Consider the following 19,753-nt stretch of genomic DNA (forward strand, 5'->3'; position numbering starts at 1 on the left):
CGCCGCGCGCCACGGTCCGCTCGATCATGCGAACGTCACGGCCGGCGGCGCGCATCGCTACCCGGCTACGTTCGCAACCTCACCGCATGACGTACACGCGGCGCGTGCAGAGCGCTGGTCGCCCGCGCGTCGGCGCGCCTTCCGCGTTACGCAATCGTCGCCATTTTCGCCGCATCGACGAGCATTTCCATGCCGAGGCCGCCGAGCACCGCGCCCATCGCCCATCGCTGCGCGAGCAGCAGCGCCGGCCGCGCCCGCAGGAACGTCGCGATGCCGCTCGAGCAGATCGCGACGAACCCGTTCGCCGCAGCGAACGCGGCGATCAACAGCGAACCGAGAAGCAGCGACTGGCCGAACACGCTGCCGTGCCTGTAATCGATGAACTGCGGCAACAGCGACACGAACAGCATCGCGAGCTTCGGATTGAGCACGCTCGTCGTCGCGCCCATTGCGAGCAGCCGCAGCGGGTGCTCGCTCGGCAGCGCCTTCACGTCGAACGGCGAACGGCCGCCGGGCCGCACGGCCTGCCATGCGAGATAGAGCAGATACGCGGCGCCCACGACGCCGAGCGCAGTGCGTGCATGCGGCACGCTCAGGAACAGCGTCGTGATTCCGAACGCGGCGCCGAACATGTAGAACAGGTAACCGACCATCACGCCCGCCAACGAAATCAGCCCGGCGGTGCGCCCCTGCGCGATCGAGCGCGACATCACGTAGACCATGTTCGGCCCGGGCGTGACCGCGAGCATGCCGCCAATGATCAGAAATCCATAGAGCGAGCCGGAGGTCGGCATGATTGTCGCTTCCTGTAGTGAACGTCGATGGCATTCATTGTCCGGCCATGGAGGCGAACAGTAAAACGGGATAAACTGAATCGATTGATCAGATTTTCTGAATGCGATGAAGAAGCTCGATCTCGACGTGCTGGCGATGGTGGTGGCCGTGACGGAGTCCGGTTCGTTCGCGCAGGGTGCGCAGGCGGTGCATCGGTCGCCGTCGGCGGTGAGCATGCAGATCAAGGCGCTGGAGGATTCGCTCGGCAAGCCGCTGTTCATCCGCGACACGCGCAACGTGACCGCCACCGACGACGGCCGCACGCTCGCCGAATACGGCCGCCGGATGCTGGCGATGCGCGACGAGGCGTGGGCATCGGTCGTGCGGCCGGAGATCCGCGGCCGCGTGACGATCGGCGTGCCGGACGATTACATATCGTCGCTGCTGCCGCAGGTGCTCGGCAAGTTCGCCGCGATGCATCCGCGCGTCGAAGTGCGCGTGATCGGCCAACCGAGCAGTGCGCTGGTGCCGATGCTGAAGGACAACACGGTCGACCTCGCATGCCTCACGCGGATCAAGGGGGTGACGGGCGAACTGATCCGGATGGAACCGCTCGTGTGGGCTGGCTCGCCGAAACGCGACGTGTGGCAGGAACGGCCGCTGCCGGTGGCGTTTTTCACGCACGGCGGCAGCATGGCGCGCGATCACGCGGTCAAGGCGCTGAACCGGCGGAAGATTCCATACCGGATGTCATACGAAAGCCCGAGCTTTCTCGGGCTGCTCAGCATGGTCGAGGCCGGCCTCGCGGTCGCGCCGCTCGCGCGCTGTTGCGTGCCCGATCACCTGTTGCAGTTGTCGGAGAGTCACGGGCTGCCGTCGCTTGGCGAGCTCGAGGTGGTGCTCGCGCGCAGCGCGCAGTCCGCGCGCCCGCCGTGTGACTACCTTGCCGAGCAGATTCTCGGCGAATGGCGCGCATGAGCGCGCTGCATGCACCGGCGCATCAGCACGATTTCAGCAGCCATTCCCGGAACGCCGCCAACGACGGCAGCGTAGCGTTTTCGGGCGGATACACCAGGTAGTAGCTGCGCTGGCTGGTGATCGCGTCGCCGATCGCGACGAGCTCGCGGCGGCTCAGCTCGTCTTCCACCAGCACCTTCGGCACGAGGCCGATCCCGATTCCGGCCCGCACGGCCTGGATCAGATGCGACGTCAGCTCGAAGCTCGGGCCGATCCGCATGTCGCGATGGTCGAGACCGAAATGCGTGAACCATTCGGCCCACGCGTGCTGGTTGCTCGTCACGCCCAGCAGCGTCTGCCCGGCAGCCCATGACGGCGCGTGCGAGTCGGCCTTGCGCCGCCCGGCAGCATCCGGGCTCGCGATCGCGATCAGGAATTCGTTGTACAGCCGGTGCGCGTGCAGCCCGGGCCAATCGCCCGTGCCGACGGTGATCGCCGCGTCGAGATCGTCGGTATGGAAATCGATGCCGCCGATCCGCGAATGCAGGTGCACGGTCACGCCCGGATGCGCGGCGTAGAAGCCGTGCAGGTGCGGCAGCAGCCATTTCGAGCCGAAGGTTGGCAACGTCGCGAGCCGCAGCGTGCCCGCGCCGGCCTGGTGCGACATCGCCTGCAGTGTCGCACCACGAATGCGGCCAAGCGCGCCGCTCAGCTCGACGAAGTAGCGCCGCCCGACTTCGGTCAGCTTCACCGACCGGCCTTCGCGGCGAAACAGCGGCACGCCGAGCTGATCTTCGAGCGTCTGCACCTGCCGGCTGATCGCGCTCTGGCTCAGCGCCAGCTCGTCGGCCGCGCGGGTGTAGCTCTCATGCCGCGCGGCGGCCTCGAACACCAGCAGCAGCGACATCGACGGGGTCAGGTGACGGTAATTCATGAGTTTTATGCAAGTTTTGCCGGAGCAGAATTCGTTTGTTTGGCGCCCGGATTCGCAAGATACTGGATTTCCGGGCTCAGCGGAATCTTGCTCAAAACTCATGGTTCTGACGGGCTCCGCACGCCGGCTTCTCCACCTTGCGCTTTCAACCATGTCGATTGCTTCGTTGCCCCGTCCCGCCAGCCCGCCCGACGGCCGTTACCGTGATTTTCTCGCGGCGCTCCACGCCGCCGGGTTCGCCGGCGAGATTCGGGTCGACCATGCGAACCGGACCGTCCAGGCGACCGACAACTCGATCTACCAGCGCTTGCCGCAAGCGGTGGTTTGCCCGGCGCACGCGGACGACGTGCGGCTGCTCGCGCGCCTGCTCGCCGAACCCGCGCACCGCGACGTCGCGGTGGCCGCGCGCGGCGGCGGCACCGGCACCAACGGACAGTCGCTGACCGACGGCGTGGTCGTGGACCTGTCGCGCAACATGAACCGGATCCTCGAAATCAACGCGCAAGAGCGCTGGGTGCGCGTGCAGCCGGGTGTCGTCAAGGATCAGCTCAATGCGGCGCTGAAGGCGCACGGGCTCTTCTTCGCGCCGGAACTGTCGACGTCGAACCGTGCCACCGTCGGCGGGATGATCAACACCGATGCGAGCGGGCAGGGTAGCTGCACGTATGGCAAGACGCGCGACCATGTGCTCGCGCTCGACTTCGTGCTGTTGGGCGGCGAGCAACTGCACAGCGACGCGCTCGACGACGACGAACTGGCGCGCCGCTGCGCGCGGCAGGACCGCATCGGCAAGGTCTATCGCACCGCGCGCCGGATCAGCGACGAGCAGGCTGCACTGATCGACGCGAAGTTTCCGAAGCTCAACCGCTGCCTGACCGGCTACGATCTCGCGCACCTGCGGGAACCGGACGGCCGCTTCAACCTGAACAGCGTGCTGTGCGGTGCGGAAGGCTCGCTCGGCTTTGTCGTCGAGGCGAAGCTGAACGTGCTGCCGATTCCGAAATATTCGGTGCTGGTGAACGTGCGCTACGCGGGCTTCATGGACGCGCTGCGCGATGCGCGCGCGCTGCTCGAACTCAAGCCGCTGTCGATCGAGACGGTCGACTCGAAGGTGCTGATGCTCGCGATGAAGGATTTCGTGTGGAGCAGCGTGGCCGAGTATTTCCCGCAGGACGATGCGCGCCCGACGCTCGGCATCAATCTGATCGAATTCTGCGGCGACGATGCTGCCGACGTCGATGCACGCGTGCGCGCGTTCGTCGCGCACCTGCGCACCGATACGAGCGTCGAGCGGCTCGGCCATACGATCGCGACCGGCGACGACGCGGTGAAGCGCGTGTACGCGATGCGCAAGCGCGCGGTCGGCCTGCTCGGCAACGTACAGGGCGAGGCGCGCCCGCAGCCGTTCGTCGAGGACACTGCGGTGCCGCCCGAGAACCTCGCGGCGTACATCGCCGAATTCCGCGCGCTGCTCGACGGCCACGGGTTGCAATACGGGATGTTCGGCCACGTCGACGCCGGCGTGCTGCACGTGCGTCCCGCGCTCGACATGAAGGATCCAAAGCAGGCCGCGCTGGTGCGGCCGGTGTCGGACGCGGTGGCCGAGCTCACGCAGCGTCATGGCGGCCTGTTGTGGGGCGAGCACGGCAAGGGCGTACGTTCCGAATATGCGCCGGCATTCTTCGGCGAGCTGTATCCGTCGCTGCAGCAGCTGAAGGCTGCGTTCGATCCGCACAACCAGCTGAACCCCGGCAAGATCGCGACGCCGCCAGCGCCCGCGCTGCGGCTGCTGAAGATCGACGAAGTGCCGACGCGCGGCGACCATGACCGGCAGATCGACGAGCGCGTGTGGCAGAGCTACGGCACGGCGATGCACTGCAACGGCAACGGGGCATGCTACAACTTCGATCCGGACGACGCGATGTGCCCGTCGTGGAAGGCGACGCGCGAGCGCGTGCAGTCGCCGAAGGGGCGCGCGTCGCTGATGCGCGAATGGTTGCGTCTGCAAGGACAGGCGGGTGTTGACGTCGTCGCGGCGGCGCGTGCGCGGCAACCGTTCGTGCGCGGCTTCGCCGCACGCTGGCGCAACAGCCGCGCGGCGCGCAACGGCGCTGCCGACTTCTCGCACGAGGTGTACGACGCGATGGCCGGCTGCCTCGCGTGCAAGTCGTGCGCGGGGCAGTGCCCGGTCAAGGTCAACGTGCCGGAGTTTCGTTCCCGCTTTCTCGAGCTGTATCACCAGCGCTACCAGCGGCCGCTGCGCGACTATCTGATCGGCTCGCTCGAATTCACGATGCCGTTGATGGCCCGCGCGCCCGCGCTGTACAACGCGCTGATGCGCGCCGGGTGGGTGCGCACGCTGCTCGAGCGGTACGTCGGGATGGTCGATAGCCCGCTGTTGAGCCGCTTCGATCTCGCGGCCGTGATCCGGCAATGGAACGTGCGGCCGGCCGATCCGCACGCGCTCGCCGCGTTGACCGACGCACAGCGCGCGCGCAGCGTCGTTATCGTGCAGGACACGTTCACGCGCTACTTCGACACCGAGCAGCTTGCGACGTTGATCGAACTCGCCGCACGCATCGGCTTCCAGGTGTGGCTTGCCCCGCTCGCGCCGAACGGCAAGGCGCTGCATGTGCAGGGATTTCTGCGAGCGTTCGCGCAGGTCGCGATCCGCAACGCAACGCAGTTGGCCGCGCTCGCGCGCCCCGGTGTCGCGCTCGTTGGCCTCGATCCGGCGATGACGCTCACATATCGGCAGGAATATCTGAAGGTGACGGGCCTCGCCGACGTGCCGAAGGTCGCGCTGCCGCAGGAGTGGCTGGTCGATGCGTTGCCGGAAACCGGCGCGGGCGCGGGTGTCGGTGCGCCGTCCGCAACGTACCGATTGCTGCCGCACTGCACCGAAAGGACCAACGCGCCGGACAGCGGCAAGCAATGGGCGCAGGTATTCGCGCGCCGCGGGCTGCGGCTGACGCTTCAGGAGACCGGGTGCTGCGGAATGTCGGGCACCTACGGGCACGAGGCGCGCAACCTGCAGACGTCGCGCACGATTTACGCGCAGTCGTGGGCCGCGCACGTCGACGCGCCGGTCGAGCACGGAGAAGCGCTGGCGACCGGTTATTCGTGTCGCAGCCAGGTAAAGCGCATGTCCGCGCGGCAACTGCGGCATCCGCTGCAGGCGCTGCTCGATCACGCGCGTGCGACGGGCGCGCGGCCGGGCAGCGCGACGAGCGCAGCCTGATCGCGGCGTGCGCGCGCTGGTCGACGCGCGGTATGCGACGCTGAATGCGGCATGTCTTCCGCGCGCGCGGCGAACTCGCAAACCTGGCCGACGGCATTCGCGGCATCGATCGCTTGAAGGCGTGCAACCTGGCGCCGATGGAAAAGAGGGGGGGCGTTTGCCCGACGCGTACCGGATGCCGATACGATCGGTGGCGATCGCATGGCCCGTATCGACTGCGTGCGTCGCGCAGTTCAGGCCCGGCTTGCCGTTATTCCCGACGCAAGCCGCGTGATGCCGCGCGGCGTACAAAGGGTTGCGCGCCAGAGCGACGGCAGGACCCGTCGGCCGCGAAGTTCACGAATCGCCGTTGCGGCGCTTCGCGGAACGTGGCTTGGCTGCCGCGGGAAACGCGCCGACGCCGCGCGGGCGCTTCGGCTCGATGCCGGTCTTGCCGATCACGTGCCGGAAATCGATTTCGTGGGCGGCGAGCGCGCCGATCAGCGTCGCGATGACCGCGAGGTGCGAAGGGACGGTGCCCTTGCTCGAATAGTTGGTGATGGAGCTTTCGTTCATCCGGATCAGCCGGGCGAATTCGCGCGCCGTCAGTTGCGCTTTCTTCAACTCCTGTTGAAATTCCGCATACGCCATCGCACACATGTCGCTTCGTCTCCGAAAAGCTTGAATCGGCCCCGCGCGGCACCGCCGCCGACGGGTGGCGTTCCCGTCGGGCCGGTATCGCCGGGAATTACATCTTCACCTGGTCGAGGAAGGTCTTCTTGCCGGTCTTGTAGCCGTAGATCGAGATGACCCCGTGCGTCAGATCGCCTTTCGCGTCGAACGTCGTCGTGCCGATCACGCCGTCGTACTTCGTCGACGGCATCGCCGCGAGGATCTTCGCCGGGTCCGTCGAATTCGCGCGCTTCATCGCGTCGACCGCGATGTAGACCGCGTCGTACGCGAACGGCGCATCGAACTTGATGCCCTGGTTGAAGCGCTTCTGGTACTTCGCGAGGAACGCAGCGCCGCCCGGCATCTTCTCGAGCGCCGCGCCCGCCTGCGAGCACAGCACGTTGTCCGCCGCGGGGCCCGCGAGTTCGGCCAGCGAGTCGGTGCACACGCCGTCGCCCGACAGGATCTTCGCGCGCAGGCCGAGCTGCTTCGCCTGCTTCGCAAGCGGGCCGCCGGTGGCGTCCATGCCGCCGTACATGATCGCGTCGGGGTTCTCGCCCTTGATCTTCGTCAGGATTGCGCGGAAGTCGACGGCCTTGTCATTCGTCGCATCGTGCGACAGCACTTTCAGGCCCAGCGCCTTCGCCTTCTTCTCGAACTCGTTCGCGAGACCCTGGCCGTACGCGGTCGAATCGTCGATCACCGCGACGCTCTTCACGCCTTTCGACTGCGCGTAGCTTGCGAGCGCCGGGCCCTGCTGCGCGTCGGTCGCGACCACGCGATAGGTCGTCTTGAAGCCCTGCTGCGTGTACGTCGGATTCGTGGCCGACGGCGAGATCTGCACGATGCCCGCATCGCTGTAGATCTTCGACGCCGGGATCGACGTGCCCGAGTTCAGGTGACCGATCACGGCGACGACCTTGTCGTCGACCAGCTTCTGCGCAACCTGCGTCGCCTGGCGCGGGTCGGCCGCGTCATCCTGCGCGTCGAGCTGCAGCGTGATCTTCTTGCCGCCGATCGTCAGCCCTTTCGCGTTGATTTCCTCGACCGCGAGGCGCGCACCGTTCTCGTTGTCCTTGCCGAGGTGCGAAATGCCGCCCGTCGTCGGTTCGACGCTGCCGATCTTCACGACCTGGTCGGCCATCGCGCCCGACGCGGCCGCGAATGCGGCGGCTGCCAGTGCGACGGTGACCAGGGGTTTGCAGCGCATGCCGACTGTGCTTCGTTCCATCTGCCATCTCCGTTGATTGATAGTTCTCGTACCGTCCGGGCTGCCGCGCCCTCGTGACGCGCCCAGGCTGCCGAACGAGCCCCCGTGACCCGTGACGGGTTCGGCTCGCGTGCCGTCGCGCGGCGCCCGGGCGCGGGCGATTTCGTCTGACGACACGCAATCGTATGAATATATCCGAACGCGCTTGCCGCCGCTGCCGCGAATTACGTAGCCTTGCGCAAATTTGACGCGCTCGTGCGGCGGTTCTGCGTTCGACCGTGCCGTCGCGCGGCGTTCGCATCGCCGATCGCACCGATTATTCGGCGGCGCGGATGCCGCTGACCATGGACAGTGCGATGCAATCAATCGCGAAGTGTTCGGTCGATTCGTCTGCACACTTGCGGACCGGCGCGCGCGGCCGCGTCGATCGCAACGCCGAGACGCAGCCGTCACGCTTTTGATGCAACTAACGGTCATATCCCGCGGCGCCGGCGAATTGGCGCGGGCGCGAACGGGTGACGCAGGTATTCTGCTTTGCAGATTACGGGGCGACTTGAATCCATCGTGACGGGGCTTCCCCGATGGATGTCGCGCGCACAGCGCGGCTGCCTGGACGTTGTTGCGGCTCGACCGGGAAGGGTGGATCGCCGACAATGCGTGTGCGGAAAACCGGAACATCGTAAAGATGAGCGAGAATCGAGGGTTTCGAGCCGTTCGAATGCACAGGGAATGAGGAATGAATAGACCAGACAAGTCGGCGAAAGCGCGTGCCGCGCTCGACCAGCTTTTTTCGGGCATGGCGCCCGCGGACGCGCAGCAGCGTGCGTCGTCGCGTCCGGGCAATCCGTTCGAAGCGGCGGGCGACGCCGCGGGCGCCGACGGGCGCGTCGAAGTCACGCTGTCGACGCGAATCCAGCTGCGCGGCTATCCGGGCGCGGACGCGTTCATGAAGCGCATGGCCGAGGCCTGGGGTCTTACGTGGGGCCCATACGATGCGGTGCGCGCATCGGCGACGCTGCCGGCCGGGTGGCGTTCGCGCCGGCTGCCGGAAGTCACGCAGATCGTCGACGAACGCGACGTGTTGCGCGCGGAAAGCAGCCTGCAGGGCGGCGAGATGTCGTATCTGAAAGTGCATCCGCGCTACTACATCGATGCGCGCAAGGGGGCCGGCTGGCGCAAGTCGTCGAAGGCGTCCGACGATCCGGATCTCGACGGCCCCGACTGGAACTGCTACGTGATGGATCGGGAAAAGTCCGTCGAAGTGCACGAGCTGACGACGTCGTCGTCGAAGGCCGACCTCGACAACGCACGCGCGACGCTGCTGAAATGGCTCGACGAGCACTACCCGAAACATCGCGATCCGTTCGCATACTGGACGGACTGCGAACGTCCGTTGTAAGCCGCGCAGGGCGGCCTGTGATCGCGGAGGCGGCACGTGAAGCGCAATGGTGCGATCCCGGTTTTGTTGGCGGCGTTCGGCGCGGCCGTCGGATCGACCGTCATCGAACTGCTGCTCTGGCCGCTCGCCGGCGAAGACCCGATTCACAATCTGTTTCGCGATGCACGCATGACCGCCGCGCTCGTGATCGGACGACGGGTGCTTGGCGCTCCCGCCGGCTTCGATCCGGCGATCATGAGCGTCGCGACGCTCGTGCATGCCGCGCTGTCGCTTGCCTACGCTGCCGTGCTCGCGAGGCTGGTCCGCAATCTGTCCTCCGGCGCCGCGCTGCTCGCGGGCGGCGTATTCGGTCTCGTGCTGTATGGCGTCAACCTGCATGCATTCACGGCGATCTTTCCGTGGTTCGTTGACGCGCGCGGCGCGATCACGCTCGTTGCACACGTCGTCTTCGGCGCGACCGCGGCCGGCGTGTACTGCGGCGTGCGGTGCGTAACGCCCGGATGATCGCCGGCGGCTTGCGCGCCGCGCTTGCACCACCCGACCCCCGGAATAACCCGGCGTGTTCTATCGTTTACTGGCCGGGTGACTCTGCACGAAGCGTATGCGGACAATCACGCGAAGGGTCGAGCGGTCCGGGGCATCAAAGCAGGAGCCGATCATGTGCGGCTTGTTTCGGTTCGGGATGGGTTTGGTTTGCGTCGGTTGTTCGATGAGCGTCCTGGCGCAAACGTATGACGACTCGACGGATGATGGCGCGACCTGCCGGGCGGTCGTCATGCAGGCGGAAATCGACGGCGCCGAGCAGCAGGTCGTCGGGCGAGCGTGCCGGCAAAGCGATGGCACGTGGCGAATGGTGCAGGCCGCGGACGGCAGCATCGTGTGGTACCCGGACACCGCGTATCCGTATACCGATCCGTGGTACTGGGGGCCCGCGGTTTTCGTCGGCACGGGCGGGCGTTTCGTCTTCATCGACCGCTTTCATCGCCGGCATCACTTCGACCACTTCGGTCATCATCCCGGTCATTTCGAAGGCGGTGTGCGCGGCCGTATCGGCGTGCCGATGGGCGCGGGCTTTCATCGTGAACCGGCCTTCACCGGCGCTCACGGGTTCGGCGGCATGCGACGGCATTGAAGCGGGGCGAAGCGGACGGCGAACGCACACGCAGTGCGCGCCCGCCGGTTCAGCGCGATGCCCGGGGTTCGTCAGAACTTGTGGCGGATGCCGACGACCGCGAGCTCCTGCGTATCCGTGCCCGAGTTCACGCCATATGAACCGACCGATGCCGCAGCCTTCACGATCGCGCCGCTCGCGTTCAGCGTGTTGCCGCTTGCCTTCTGGTAGCCGAACAGCGCATACAGGTCCGTGCGCTTCGACAGCGCATAGTCCGCACCGACGTTCACCTGGTTGTAGTGCGCGGAAGCCGCGCCTGTCAGCGACGTGTAGTTGTAGCCGACCCCCGCGCGCAACGCCGGCGAGAACTGCCAGTTGAAGAACGCCGAGCCGGTGTTGAACTTCGCATTCTGCGTGAAGGCCGACAGGGCGTCCGCGCCGTACTGCGTGTTCGAATACGCGATCCCGACGGTTGCCGGTCCGGCTACGTACTGGCCGGCCGCGCGCACGATCTGGATCGACTTCGCACTCGAGAAGCCCTGGTTGATCACGGTGTTGAACAGCGTGTCCGAACTGCTCGACCACGTACGCACGCCGTTCGCGACCGTCGAGCCACCGTTCGCGAAGAAGTAGCCGGCACCCAGCGACAGCGGGCCGTTCGCGTAGCTCAGCCCGAAGCTGTACGTGCGGCCACTGCCGGTCGCACCCGCGACGCCGCCGAAGCCGTACAGCGCGGCGAACTGGAACCCCGAGATCAGCGGGCTCGTGTACTTCACCGAATTGCTGACGCGCAGGCTGTTGTCGTAATTGTCGAGGTCTCCCGGCGTTGCGAACACGCCGCCGAAATAGTTGTCCGCGGTGAGGCCGTGCACGAGATCGACGACCGGATCGTACTGGCGGCCGAGCGTTACGGTGCCGTACGAGCTGCTCGCGAGGCCGACGACGGCCTTGCGGCCGAATTCTCGCTGGCCCTGGCCGAGCGCGCCGGTGCCGAGGTTGAAGCCGTTCTCGAGTTGGAACAGCGCGGATAGCCCGCTGCCGAGATCCTCGATACCGCGCAGCCCCCAGCGGCTGCCCGACAGGTTGCCGCTGCTGAACCTGACGAGATTCGACGCGTTGCTGCCATTGGCGTTTTGCGCGTTGTGCACGTACGCGATGCCCGCATCGGCGATGCCGTACAGTGTGACGCTGCTTTGCGCGTGCGCGCCGGTGGCGCAGAGCGCGGCAGGCGCGACGACGAGCGCGAGTGACCGGATTCGTTTCATTGCTGGATTCCCCCGTTGTTCGACAAGTCTGACGAATCGGTGAACGATACGGATCGCGCATCGTTGAGGGAACCAACAAATTGTCGAATCGTTATCAGGCCAGGATCGGCCGCGGTATCGTTGCGCGCGCAACCGGGCCGGCATCGTGCGGCTTCGGGGGCCATGCGGCGCACGGCCCACCCGAAGCCTCGGCGCGCGTCACTGTTCCGCCCCTTCCGCTTCCGCCGTCTCGCCGAGGAAGCCGCCGCTCTGGTGCGCCCACAGCGCCGCATAAATGCCGCCGGCCTGCAGCAACTGCAGGTGCGTGCCTTCCTCGACGATACGGCCTTCGTCGAGCACGATCAGCCGGTCCATCGCCGCGATCGTCGACAACCGGTGCGCGATCGCGATGACCGTCTTGCCGCTCATCAGGCTGTCGAGGCTGCGCTGGATCGCGACTTCGACTTCCGAATCCAGCGCGCTCGTCGCTTCGTCGAGCACGAGGATCGGCGCGTCCTTGAGCATCACGCGCGCAATCGCGACTCGCTGCCGCTGGCCGCCCGACAGCTTCACGCCGCGCTCGCCGACCTCGACGTCGTAGCCGCTGCGCCCGTGCCGGTCGCGCAGGCGCTCGATGAAGTCGGACGCCTCCGCGCGCACGGCCGCGTCGCGCATTTCGTGCTCGGTCGCGTCGGGGCGGCCGTACAGGATGTTCTCGCGCATCGTCCGGTGCAGCAGCGACGTGTCCTGCGTGACCATCCCGATCGCCGCGCGCAGGCTGTCCTGCGTCACGTGCGCGATGTCCTGCCCGTCGATGCGGATTGCGCCGCCGTCCACGTCGTAGAAACGCAGCAGCAGGTTCACGAGCGTCGACTTGCCGGCGCCGGAGCGGCCGATCAGGCCGATCCGCTCGCCGGGCCGGATCGTCAAATTCAGCCCGTCGAACACCGGCGTGTCGTTGTCGTCGTGCGCGAAGCGCACGTTGTCGAACACGATTTCGCCGCGCGGCACAGCGAGCGTCGTCGCGTCGCGCGCGTCGACCACGCTGCGCTTCTTCGTCAGCGTGTTGATGCCGTCCTGGATCGTGCCGACGTTCTCGAACAGCTCGGTCATTTCCCACATGATCCAGTGTGAATAGCTCGACAGCCGCAGCGCCATCGCGATCACGGCCGCGACCACGCCCGCGCTCGCGTCGCCGTGCAGCCACAGGTACAGCGCGACGCCGGTCGAGCCGACCAGCAGCAGCGTCGACAGCAGGTGGTTGACGATCTCGAACGCGCTGACGAGCCGCATCTGCGCATCGCCGGTGACCTTGAACGCTTCCATCGCGCGGCGCGCGTGGTCGGCTTCGCGGCGCGTGTGCGAGAACAGCTTCACCGTGGTGATGTTCGAATACGCATCGGTGATGCGGCCGGTCATCAGCGCGCGCGCATCCGCCTGCTGGCTGCCGACGCGTCCGAGGCGCGGCACGAAATACGCGCAGGCCGCGCCGTAACCGAGCGCCCACAGCACGAGCGGAAGCATCAGCCGCCAGTCGAAGCTCGCGGCGAGCGCGAGAATGCCGATCAGATACGCGGCGACGCCGATCACGACGTCGACCGACATGAACAGCGCGTCGCGCACCGCGAGCGCGGTCTGCATGATCTTGGTCGTCACGCGGCCCGCGAATTCATTCGCATAGAACGACAGGCTTTGGTCCAGCATGAGCCGGTGAAACAGCCAGCGCAGCCGCATCGGGAAGTTGATCGCCAGCACCTGGTGCTTGACCATCGTATGCAGCGCGATCAGCAGCGCACTGCCGGCGAGAATCACCGCGAAGCCGGCGAGCGTGCCGAAATGGCGGACGCCGAAGTCGGCCGGCGTCGCCGACGAGAGCCAGTCGACCACGCGGCCCATCATCGCAAACAGCGCGGCTTCGTACGCGGCGAGCGCGGCCGACGTCAGCGCGATCAGCAGGATCCAACCGCGCGCGCCTTTCGTGCACGCCCAGACGAACGAGAAGAACCCCTTCGGCGGCGTGACGGGGTCTTCGAGCGGGAATGTCGGCAAACGCCGTTCAAACCACGAAAACATTGAACCTTTCTCCTTGAACGAACCGGCGACGCTACCGGCCCGGCGTTGCCCGGCGAGCGCGTCGCAGTCGCGATCAGCTCGCGCGCATGCGGCTGCGTTGCCCGAATGGCGGCGCGGGCGTGGCGTCCGGCTGGGAGTGTCGCACCGATTCGAGTGCGCTGCAGGCTGCTTGTAAGCGCGGGCTCCACGCCGGTGCCGAACGGCGCAGGCTTTTTTCACCTGATCTCGAAAAAATCGCTTGACTATCTACCTATGAGTAGATACAGTTCGATCCATGGAAACGAAATCGACCGTCCGCGAACAGATTCTCGACCACGCAATCACGCTGATGATGCTGCGCGGTTACAACGGCTTCAGCTATCGAGACCTGTCCGATCTGGTGGGCGTGAAGACGTCGAGCATCCACTACTACTTCCCGTCGAAGGACGATCTCGTGCTGGAAGCAGTGTCGGCATACAGCGACGACGTCCTCGCGGCCATGCGGTCGATCGATCCGGCGTTGCCGGCCGACGTGAAGCTGAGCCTGTATACGAAGCTGTTCGGGCGAACGCTGGGCGACGGCAACCAGATCTGCCTGTGCGGAATGCTGGCGGCCGACATCGAATCGTTGCCGGAGAACGTGCGGCAGGCGGTGCAGGCATTCTTCAAGGCCAACGAGAACTGGCTCGCCGAATTGCTGGCACAGGGCGCGAACGAAGGCACGCTGCAGTTCAGCGGCAAGCCGGAAACGGCGGCGCGCACGTTGTACGCGGCGTTCCAGGGCAGTGTGCTGGCCAGTCGGCTGTTTCATGCGCGGGCGCGTCTCGAGGATGTCGAGGCCGTCTGGAAAACCCGGTCCTGACCGATCGGCAAGCAGTGAGGCGGTTCGCCGCCTTTTAGTGGGATTAATCGTCTATCTTTTAGTAGGTAGATCGACGAATGGCGCGGAGGGATTCGAACCTCCGCATTTTTTAGGGATGTTTATCTATCTATGAGTAGATAAACAACGTGATGCCAACGGCGCGGCCGTCGGCGCGCGATCCCGGGTTGGAAGGCTGTTTCACTCACTCATCGTTGAAAAGGAGTCTGATCATGTCGATCGAAAAAGTGCTGTACCGCGCTCATGCAAAGGCCACCGGCGGCCGCGACGGCCGTGCGACCGTGCCGGAAAGCGGTCTCGACCTGAAGCTGACCACGCCGCGCGAACTCGGCGGTGCGGGCGGCGCAGGCGCCAACCCGGAGCAGCTGTTCGCGGCCGGCTACAGCGCGTGCTTCATCGGCGCAATGAAGTTCGTCGCGGCCCGCGACAAGATCGCCATCCCCGCGGACGCGTCGATCGAAGGCAGCGTCGGCATCGGCGCGATCCCGAACGGCTTCGGCATCGAAGTCGAGCTGAAGATTTCGCTGCCGGGCCTCGACCGCGACACCGCGCAAACGCTGATCGACCGCGCGCACGTCGTCTGCCCGTATTCGAACGCGACGCGCGGCAACATCGACGTCACGCTGACGCTCGTCTGATCGCACGCAGTCCGAACCCATCCACCGTCATTCATTGCATTTACCGGTTGAGCCAAGGAGTTTCATCATGAAGATCGTCAAGCCGCTGCTGATCGCCGCCGCCGTTGCAGCCGCGTTGTCCGCGGCGCCCGCCGCTTTCGCGGGCAGTGCCGAAGCCGTCCGTCCCGATACGGCGACGAGCGCATTCCTCGCCGTGCTGAACGGCCAGAAGGGGCCCGGCCTCGAAACGCTGAGCCCCGCGAAGGCGCGGCAGGTGCTGGTCGATGCGCAAAGCGGCGTGAAGGTCGATCTGTCGGGCATCGACGTGTCGTCCCGGACGATCGAGCAGGATGGCCTGTCGGTGCCGATCACGATCGTGCGTCCGCAGCGCGTGACGGGCACGCCGCCGGTATTCATGTTCTTCCACGGCGGCGGCTGGATTCTCGGCGACTTCCCGACGCATGAGCGCCTGGTGCGCGATCTCGTCGTGCAGTCGGGTGCGGTCGCGGTGTTCGTGAACTACACGCCGTCGCCGGAAGCGCACTACCCGGTTGCGATCAACCAGGCGTATGCGGCGACGAAGTGGGTGGCCGCGCATGGCGCGGAGATCGGCGTCGACGGCAGCCGCCTTGCCGTCGTTGGCAACAGCGTCGGCGGGAACATGGCGGCTGTCGTCGCGCTGATGGCGAAGGACAAGGGCGGCCCGGCGATCCGCTTCCAGGGCCTGTTGTGGCCGGTTACGGACCATAACTTCGAAACCGGTTCGTACAACGCGTATCAGCAAGGGCACTTCCTGACGCGGCCGATGATGAAGTGGTTCTGGGACGCGTATACCAGGAACGAAGCGCAACGCAACGACATCTACGCATCCCCGCTGCGTGCGAGCACCGCGCAGTTGAAGGGCTTGCCTCCGGCGCTGATCCAGGTCGCGCAGTTCGACGTGCTGCGCGACGAAGGCGAGGCGTACGGCCGCAAGCTCGATGCGGCAGGTGTGGATTCGACCACGACGCGTTATGACGGCACGATCCACGATTTCGGCTTGCTCAATGCGCTGGCCGACGATGCGCCGACAAAGGCCGCGATGAAGGCGATGGCAAACGAGATCGCGACGCGTCTGAAGTAAGACCTCGCGCGGTATTCGAACAGCTTCGGATGCAAACGATGAAGCGGCGGGCGCGGGCCCGCCGCTTTTTGCATTGGAACGCGCGTTGCGACGAAACGCGACCGTTCGGCTGCATCGAAACGATCGAATCGCCACCGTGCGCTTGCGCGGTCAGGGCCGCGCCGTTTCGTTTGTTGGTACGATCCCGCGTATCGTCAATGCCGGCGCCGCGGGCTGCCGGCCCATCGCTCGCACGGCTGCACGCCGGCGCGGCCACGTTCGGGAGAAGTGCTTCATGCTGCAGGCGTTCGCGGTCTTGCTGACCTTTCAGTGCCTCGGGGAAGGTGTGTCCTATCTGTTCGCGCTGCCGGTGCCGGGCCCCGTGATCGGCATGCTGCTGCTGTTCGGCTTCGTGATGCTGCGCCCCAACGTGGCCGACGCGATCGAGCCGACCGCGCTCGAGCTGCTGCGTCACCTGTCGCTGCTGTTCGTGCCGGCGGGCGTCGGCATCATGGTGTCGGCCGATCGCGTGCGTGGCGATGCGCTGGCGGTCGTCGTCGCGCTGGCGGTCAGCACGTCGCTCGCGATCGCCGTCACCGCGCTCGTCACGCGCGCGCTGCTGCGGCGGCAGCGGCGTGCGGGCGGCGCGGCGGAGGGCACGCAATGACGGCCTTTCCGAAACTCGGCGCGATATGGGTCTATCTCGCCGCGACGCCGCTGCTCGGCCTGACGATCACGTTGATCGCATACCTGATCGCACAAGGCGTCTACGCGCGAGCGCGCTTCAACCCGCTCGCGAACCCCGTGCTGATCGCAGTCGCGCTGATCGTCGTGCTGCTGACAATTACGCGCACGCCGTATCCGACGTATTTCGAGGGCGCGCAGTTCGTGCACTTCCTGCTCGGTCCGGCAACCGTCGCGCTGGCGCTGCCGCTGTATCGCCAGTGGTCGAAGCTGCGGCGTGCGGCGGTGCCGCTGCTCGTCGGGCTGTTCGCCGGCTCGCTGACCGCGATCGTCTCCGCGGTCGGGATCGCCGCGCTTTTCGGTGCGTCGCATCAGACGATTGCGTCGCTCGCGCCGAAATCGGCGACCACGCCGATCGCGATGGCCGTCGCGCAAGCGATCGGCGGGATTCCGTCGCTCACGGCGGTGCTCGTGATTTCGACCGGCATCTTCGGCGCCGTGTGCGCGCGCGGCATCCTGAACGCGCTGCGCATCGACGAGCCGGCGGTCCGCGGTTTCGCACTTGGCGTCGCGTCGCACGGGATCGGCACCGCGCGCGCGTTCCAGGTCAGCGAGGAAGCCGGTGCGTTCGCGGGGCTCGGGATGGGGCTGAACGGCGTACTGACAGCGTTCATCGTGCCGATCCTGTTGCCGGTTTTGTCGCGCTGGATCTGAGCGGTTCAGGACACCGGACGGCGCGCGCGCGTGGATGCTATCGGTTTCCCTGATGGCGCCCGCGCCGGGTTGCCCGCGGCGCCGGCCGGTCAATGCGCGGGCCGCAGACGTATCGCACGCGTTATCAGGAGAATTCAGGAAGCCGCACGGACATTTGCGCGGCGATCGGCTAACGTTGGGTCGGCGCCGTCGTCGCACGCCGGCGTTCGACCCACAACCAACAATCGACAAGGAGAGCCCGCCATGAAAAAGTCTCGGGCGGTTTCGGTGGCAATGGCAGTAACGGTGTCGTTCGGTCTGCTGTCGGCCGCCGTGCCGGTGGCATATGCGCAGGATCCGGCGTCCGCGCCGATGCAGGATTCGGCATCTGCGCCGACGCAGAAGCAACTCGACAAGGCGCAGAAGAAAGCCGCCCGCAAGGCGGCGCGCGCGCGCCACGCGAAGGATCTGAAGGCGATCGGGACCGGCAGCGGCTACCGGCTGACGAACGACCAGAGCAACTATCCGCAGAACGCGGTGGAAAAGACGCCCGCGACCAAGGCGGCGCCGGCCGCGCCGGCATCGGGTCAGTGACCGCAGCTAACCGCCATCGATGACCGCAGGCGGCGGCAACGGCCGCCGTCTGCTCGATGGAAAACGGCGCCGGGTTCGACCGGCGCCGTTCGTTCGCGTGCGCGGCGCGCAGGCGCCATGTGATGCGGCGCGAGGTTTTCCCGCGCGCGGCATTCGATCGCGTTACGACGCGAGCTTCGCGGCGAGTTCCGCGACGTGCTTGCCCTGGTAGCGCGCGATGTCGAGTTCGTTCGGGCTCGGCTGACGGCTGCCGTCCGCGCCCGCGAGCGTGGTCGCGCCATACGGCGTGCCGCCCGTGATTTCGTTCATGTTGACGAGTCCGCTGCACGCGTACGGCACGCCGACGATCACCATCCCGTGGTGCAGCAGAGTCGTGTGGAACGACGTGATGGTCGTTTCCTGGCCGCCGTGCTGCGTGCCCGTCGACGCGAACACGCTGCCGATCTTGCCGACGAGCGCGCCCTTCATCCACAGGCCGCCGGTCTGGTCGAGGAACGTGCGCATCTGGCCGGCCATGTTGCCGAAGCGGGTCGGCGTGCCGAAAATGATCGCATCGTAGTTTGCGAGTTCGTCGACGGTCGCAACCGGCGCGGCCTGGTCGACCTTGACGCCGATCGCCTTCGCCTGGTCGACGGGAATGGTTTCCGGCACGCGTTTGAGCGTGACCTCGACGCCGGGCACCGATTTCGCGCCTTCCGCGACGTGCTGCGCCATCGTTTCGACGTGCCCGTAGGACGAGTAGTAAAGAACGAGTACCTTGGCCATGTTGCGAATCTCCGAGTAGGGAAGGCCCCGCCTTCAGCGGGGCCCGATGTTCCGAGCGGGCGTCATGCCCATTCGGCCGTCACTTCGACCGGACGCAGGTCGAATACCAGCACTTCCGCATCCTTGCCGTCCGCGAACGTGAGCGCCTGTTCGCCGCGGATGCGCGCGCCGTCGCCTTCGCCGAGCGTCACGCCGTTGACCGTCACGCTGCCGCGTGCGACGTGCACGTAAGCGAAGCGGTCAGGTGCGAGCTCCAGCGTGGCGCGCTCGTCGCCGTCGAACAGGCCTGCGTAGATCCGGGTGTCCTGCCGGATCTTCAGCGAGCCGCCGTTGCCGTCGGGCGACACGATCGGCGCGAGCTTGCCGCGCTTGTCGGCTGCCGCGATGTTCGTCTGCTGATAGCGCGGCTCGGCACCCTTCTCCGCAGGGCCAACCCAGATCTGCAGGAAGTGGACGGGCGTGTCCGCAGAGTGATTGAACTCGCTGTGCCGCACGCCGGTGCCCGCACTCATCAGTTGCACGTCGCCCGGCACGATCACCGACCCGGTGCCCATCGAATCCTTGTGTTCCAGCGCGCCCTCGAGCACGTACGACAGGATTTCCATGTCGCGGTGCGGGTGCGTGCCGAAGCCGCGGCCCGGTGCGACGCGGTCGTCGTTGATCACCAGCAGGTCGGAGAAGCCCACTTGCTTCGGATCGTAGTAATTCGCGAAAGAAAACGTGTGACGGGAACTGAGCCAGCCATGTTCAGCACGGCCACGCTGGTTTGCTGCACGAGTCTCGATCATGATTTTTTCCTGGATCTCGCCGGCCCTCGGAAGTGGGGCCGGCCGTTCGTTGAGATG

Annotated in this window: 19 protein-coding genes; 11 read left to right on the top strand and 8 right to left on the bottom strand. The window is 66.5% G+C overall.

Annotated features, from left to right (window positions below):
- Positions 1-146 precede the first annotated feature (146 nt).
- Positions 147-794, bottom strand: a complete 648-nt coding sequence (locus tag WK25_RS18330; protein WP_069242302.1) for a LysE family translocator — start codon at positions 792-794, stop codon at positions 147-149.
- Positions 795-900: 106 nt separating this feature from the next.
- Between WK25_RS18330 and WK25_RS18335 the strand changes: the two genes are divergently transcribed.
- Positions 901-1,752: a LysR substrate-binding domain-containing protein gene (locus tag WK25_RS18335; protein WP_059544847.1), complete on the top strand. Its 852-nt coding sequence runs from the start codon at positions 901-903 to the stop codon at positions 1,750-1,752.
- 22 nt (positions 1,753-1,774) lie between these two features.
- Here WK25_RS18335 and WK25_RS18340 read toward each other — a convergent pair whose 3' ends face one another.
- Positions 1,775-2,665 (bottom strand): LysR substrate-binding domain-containing protein, encoded by an 891-nt coding sequence (locus tag WK25_RS18340; protein ID WP_059544846.1) that lies wholly within the window; start codon positions 2,663-2,665, stop codon positions 1,775-1,777.
- Positions 2,666-2,816: 151 nt separating this feature from the next.
- Here WK25_RS18340 and WK25_RS18345 point away from each other — a divergent pair, with 151 nt between their 5' ends.
- Positions 2,817-5,906 carry an FAD-binding and (Fe-S)-binding domain-containing protein gene (locus WK25_RS18345; protein WP_069242303.1) on the top strand — a complete coding sequence of 1,030 codons (3,090 nt, stop codon included), beginning with the start codon at positions 2,817-2,819 and terminating at the stop codon, positions 5,904-5,906.
- Positions 5,907-6,242: 336 nt separating this feature from the next.
- Here WK25_RS18345 and WK25_RS18350 read toward each other — a convergent pair whose 3' ends face one another.
- Both WK25_RS18350 and WK25_RS18355 read right to left on the bottom strand, forming a co-directional pair.
- Complete coding sequence (locus tag WK25_RS18350) at positions 6,243-6,545, bottom strand: hypothetical protein (RefSeq protein ID WP_038571482.1); 303 nt, start codon at positions 6,543-6,545, stop codon at positions 6,243-6,245.
- Positions 6,546-6,633: 88 nt separating this feature from the next.
- Positions 6,634-7,788, bottom strand: a complete 1,155-nt coding sequence (locus WK25_RS18355; RefSeq protein ID WP_038571485.1) for a branched-chain amino acid ABC transporter substrate-binding protein — start codon at positions 7,786-7,788, stop codon at positions 6,634-6,636.
- A 715-nt stretch (positions 7,789-8,503) separates the two neighbouring features.
- Here WK25_RS18355 and WK25_RS18365 point away from each other — a divergent pair.
- From WK25_RS18365 to WK25_RS18375, 3 genes are all read left to right on the top strand, one after another.
- Complete coding sequence (locus tag WK25_RS18365) at positions 8,504-9,166, top strand: hypothetical protein (protein WP_059544838.1); 663 nt, start codon at positions 8,504-8,506, stop codon at positions 9,164-9,166.
- Positions 9,167-9,202: 36 nt separating this feature from the next.
- A complete protein-coding gene (locus WK25_RS18370) occupies positions 9,203-9,670 on the top strand; it encodes a hypothetical protein (RefSeq protein WP_038571492.1) in 468 nt (155 codons plus the stop codon).
- Positions 9,671-9,824: 154 nt separating this feature from the next.
- A complete protein-coding gene (locus WK25_RS18375; RefSeq protein ID WP_038571497.1) occupies positions 9,825-10,298 on the top strand; it encodes a hypothetical protein in 474 nt (157 codons plus the stop codon).
- Positions 10,299-10,369: 71 nt separating this feature from the next.
- On the opposite strand, the gene WK25_RS18380 is transcribed toward WK25_RS18375, so the two are convergent.
- Positions 10,370-11,542, bottom strand: coding sequence for a porin (locus tag WK25_RS18380; protein WP_069242304.1), 1,173 nt, complete (start codon positions 11,540-11,542; stop codon positions 10,370-10,372).
- Positions 11,543-11,740: 198 nt separating this feature from the next.
- Positions 11,741-13,594: an ABC transporter ATP-binding protein gene (locus WK25_RS18385; protein ID WP_069242305.1), complete on the bottom strand. Its 1,854-nt coding sequence runs from the start codon at positions 13,592-13,594 to the stop codon at positions 11,741-11,743.
- A 274-nt stretch (positions 13,595-13,868) separates the two neighbouring features.
- Between WK25_RS18385 and WK25_RS18390 the strand changes: the two genes are divergently transcribed.
- The 6 genes from WK25_RS18390 to WK25_RS18415 all read left to right on the top strand — a co-directional run bounded on the left by WK25_RS18390 (position 13,869) and on the right by WK25_RS18415 (position 18,143).
- Positions 13,869-14,435, top strand: a complete 567-nt coding sequence (locus tag WK25_RS18390) for a TetR/AcrR family transcriptional regulator (protein ID WP_038571511.1) — start codon at positions 13,869-13,871, stop codon at positions 14,433-14,435.
- A 230-nt stretch (positions 14,436-14,665) separates the two neighbouring features.
- Positions 14,666-15,091, top strand: a complete 426-nt coding sequence (locus WK25_RS18395) for an organic hydroperoxide resistance protein (RefSeq protein ID WP_038571516.1) — start codon at positions 14,666-14,668, stop codon at positions 15,089-15,091.
- A 67-nt stretch (positions 15,092-15,158) separates the two neighbouring features.
- Entirely contained in the window at positions 15,159-16,193 is a 1,035-nt protein-coding gene (locus tag WK25_RS18400) for an alpha/beta hydrolase (RefSeq protein ID WP_069242306.1), read from the top strand.
- A gap of 274 nt (positions 16,194-16,467) precedes the next feature.
- Positions 16,468-16,839: a CidA/LrgA family protein gene (locus WK25_RS18405; RefSeq protein WP_069242469.1), complete on the top strand. Its 372-nt coding sequence runs from the start codon at positions 16,468-16,470 to the stop codon at positions 16,837-16,839.
- Positions 16,836-17,570, top strand: a complete 735-nt coding sequence (locus WK25_RS18410; RefSeq protein WP_038571525.1) for an LrgB family protein — start codon at positions 16,836-16,838, stop codon at positions 17,568-17,570. Before WK25_RS18405 ends, WK25_RS18410 begins: the two co-directional genes overlap by 4 nt.
- Positions 17,571-17,813: 243 nt before the next feature.
- Positions 17,814-18,143 carry a hypothetical protein gene (locus WK25_RS18415; protein WP_069242307.1) on the top strand — a complete coding sequence of 110 codons (330 nt, stop codon included), beginning with the start codon at positions 17,814-17,816 and terminating at the stop codon, positions 18,141-18,143.
- A 162-nt stretch (positions 18,144-18,305) separates the two neighbouring features.
- Here the strand turns inward: WK25_RS18415 and wrbA are convergent, their stop codons facing one another.
- Together wrbA and WK25_RS18425 are read right to left on the bottom strand one after the other, a co-directional pair.
- Complete coding sequence (gene wrbA / locus WK25_RS18420) at positions 18,306-18,908, bottom strand: NAD(P)H:quinone oxidoreductase (RefSeq protein WP_038571532.1); 603 nt, start codon at positions 18,906-18,908, stop codon at positions 18,306-18,308.
- Between the two features lie 62 nt (positions 18,909-18,970).
- The gene (locus WK25_RS18425; protein ID WP_038571534.1) at positions 18,971-19,696 is read right to left on the bottom strand and encodes a pirin family protein; all 726 of its coding nucleotides are present in this window, start codon (positions 19,694-19,696) and stop codon (positions 18,971-18,973) included.
- Between the last annotated feature and the right edge of the window lie 57 nt (positions 19,697-19,753).

Origin of the sequence: Burkholderia latens (assembly GCF_001718795.1) — a bacterium.
GTDB classification, from domain to species: Bacteria; Pseudomonadota; Gammaproteobacteria; order Burkholderiales; family Burkholderiaceae; genus Burkholderia; species Burkholderia latens_A.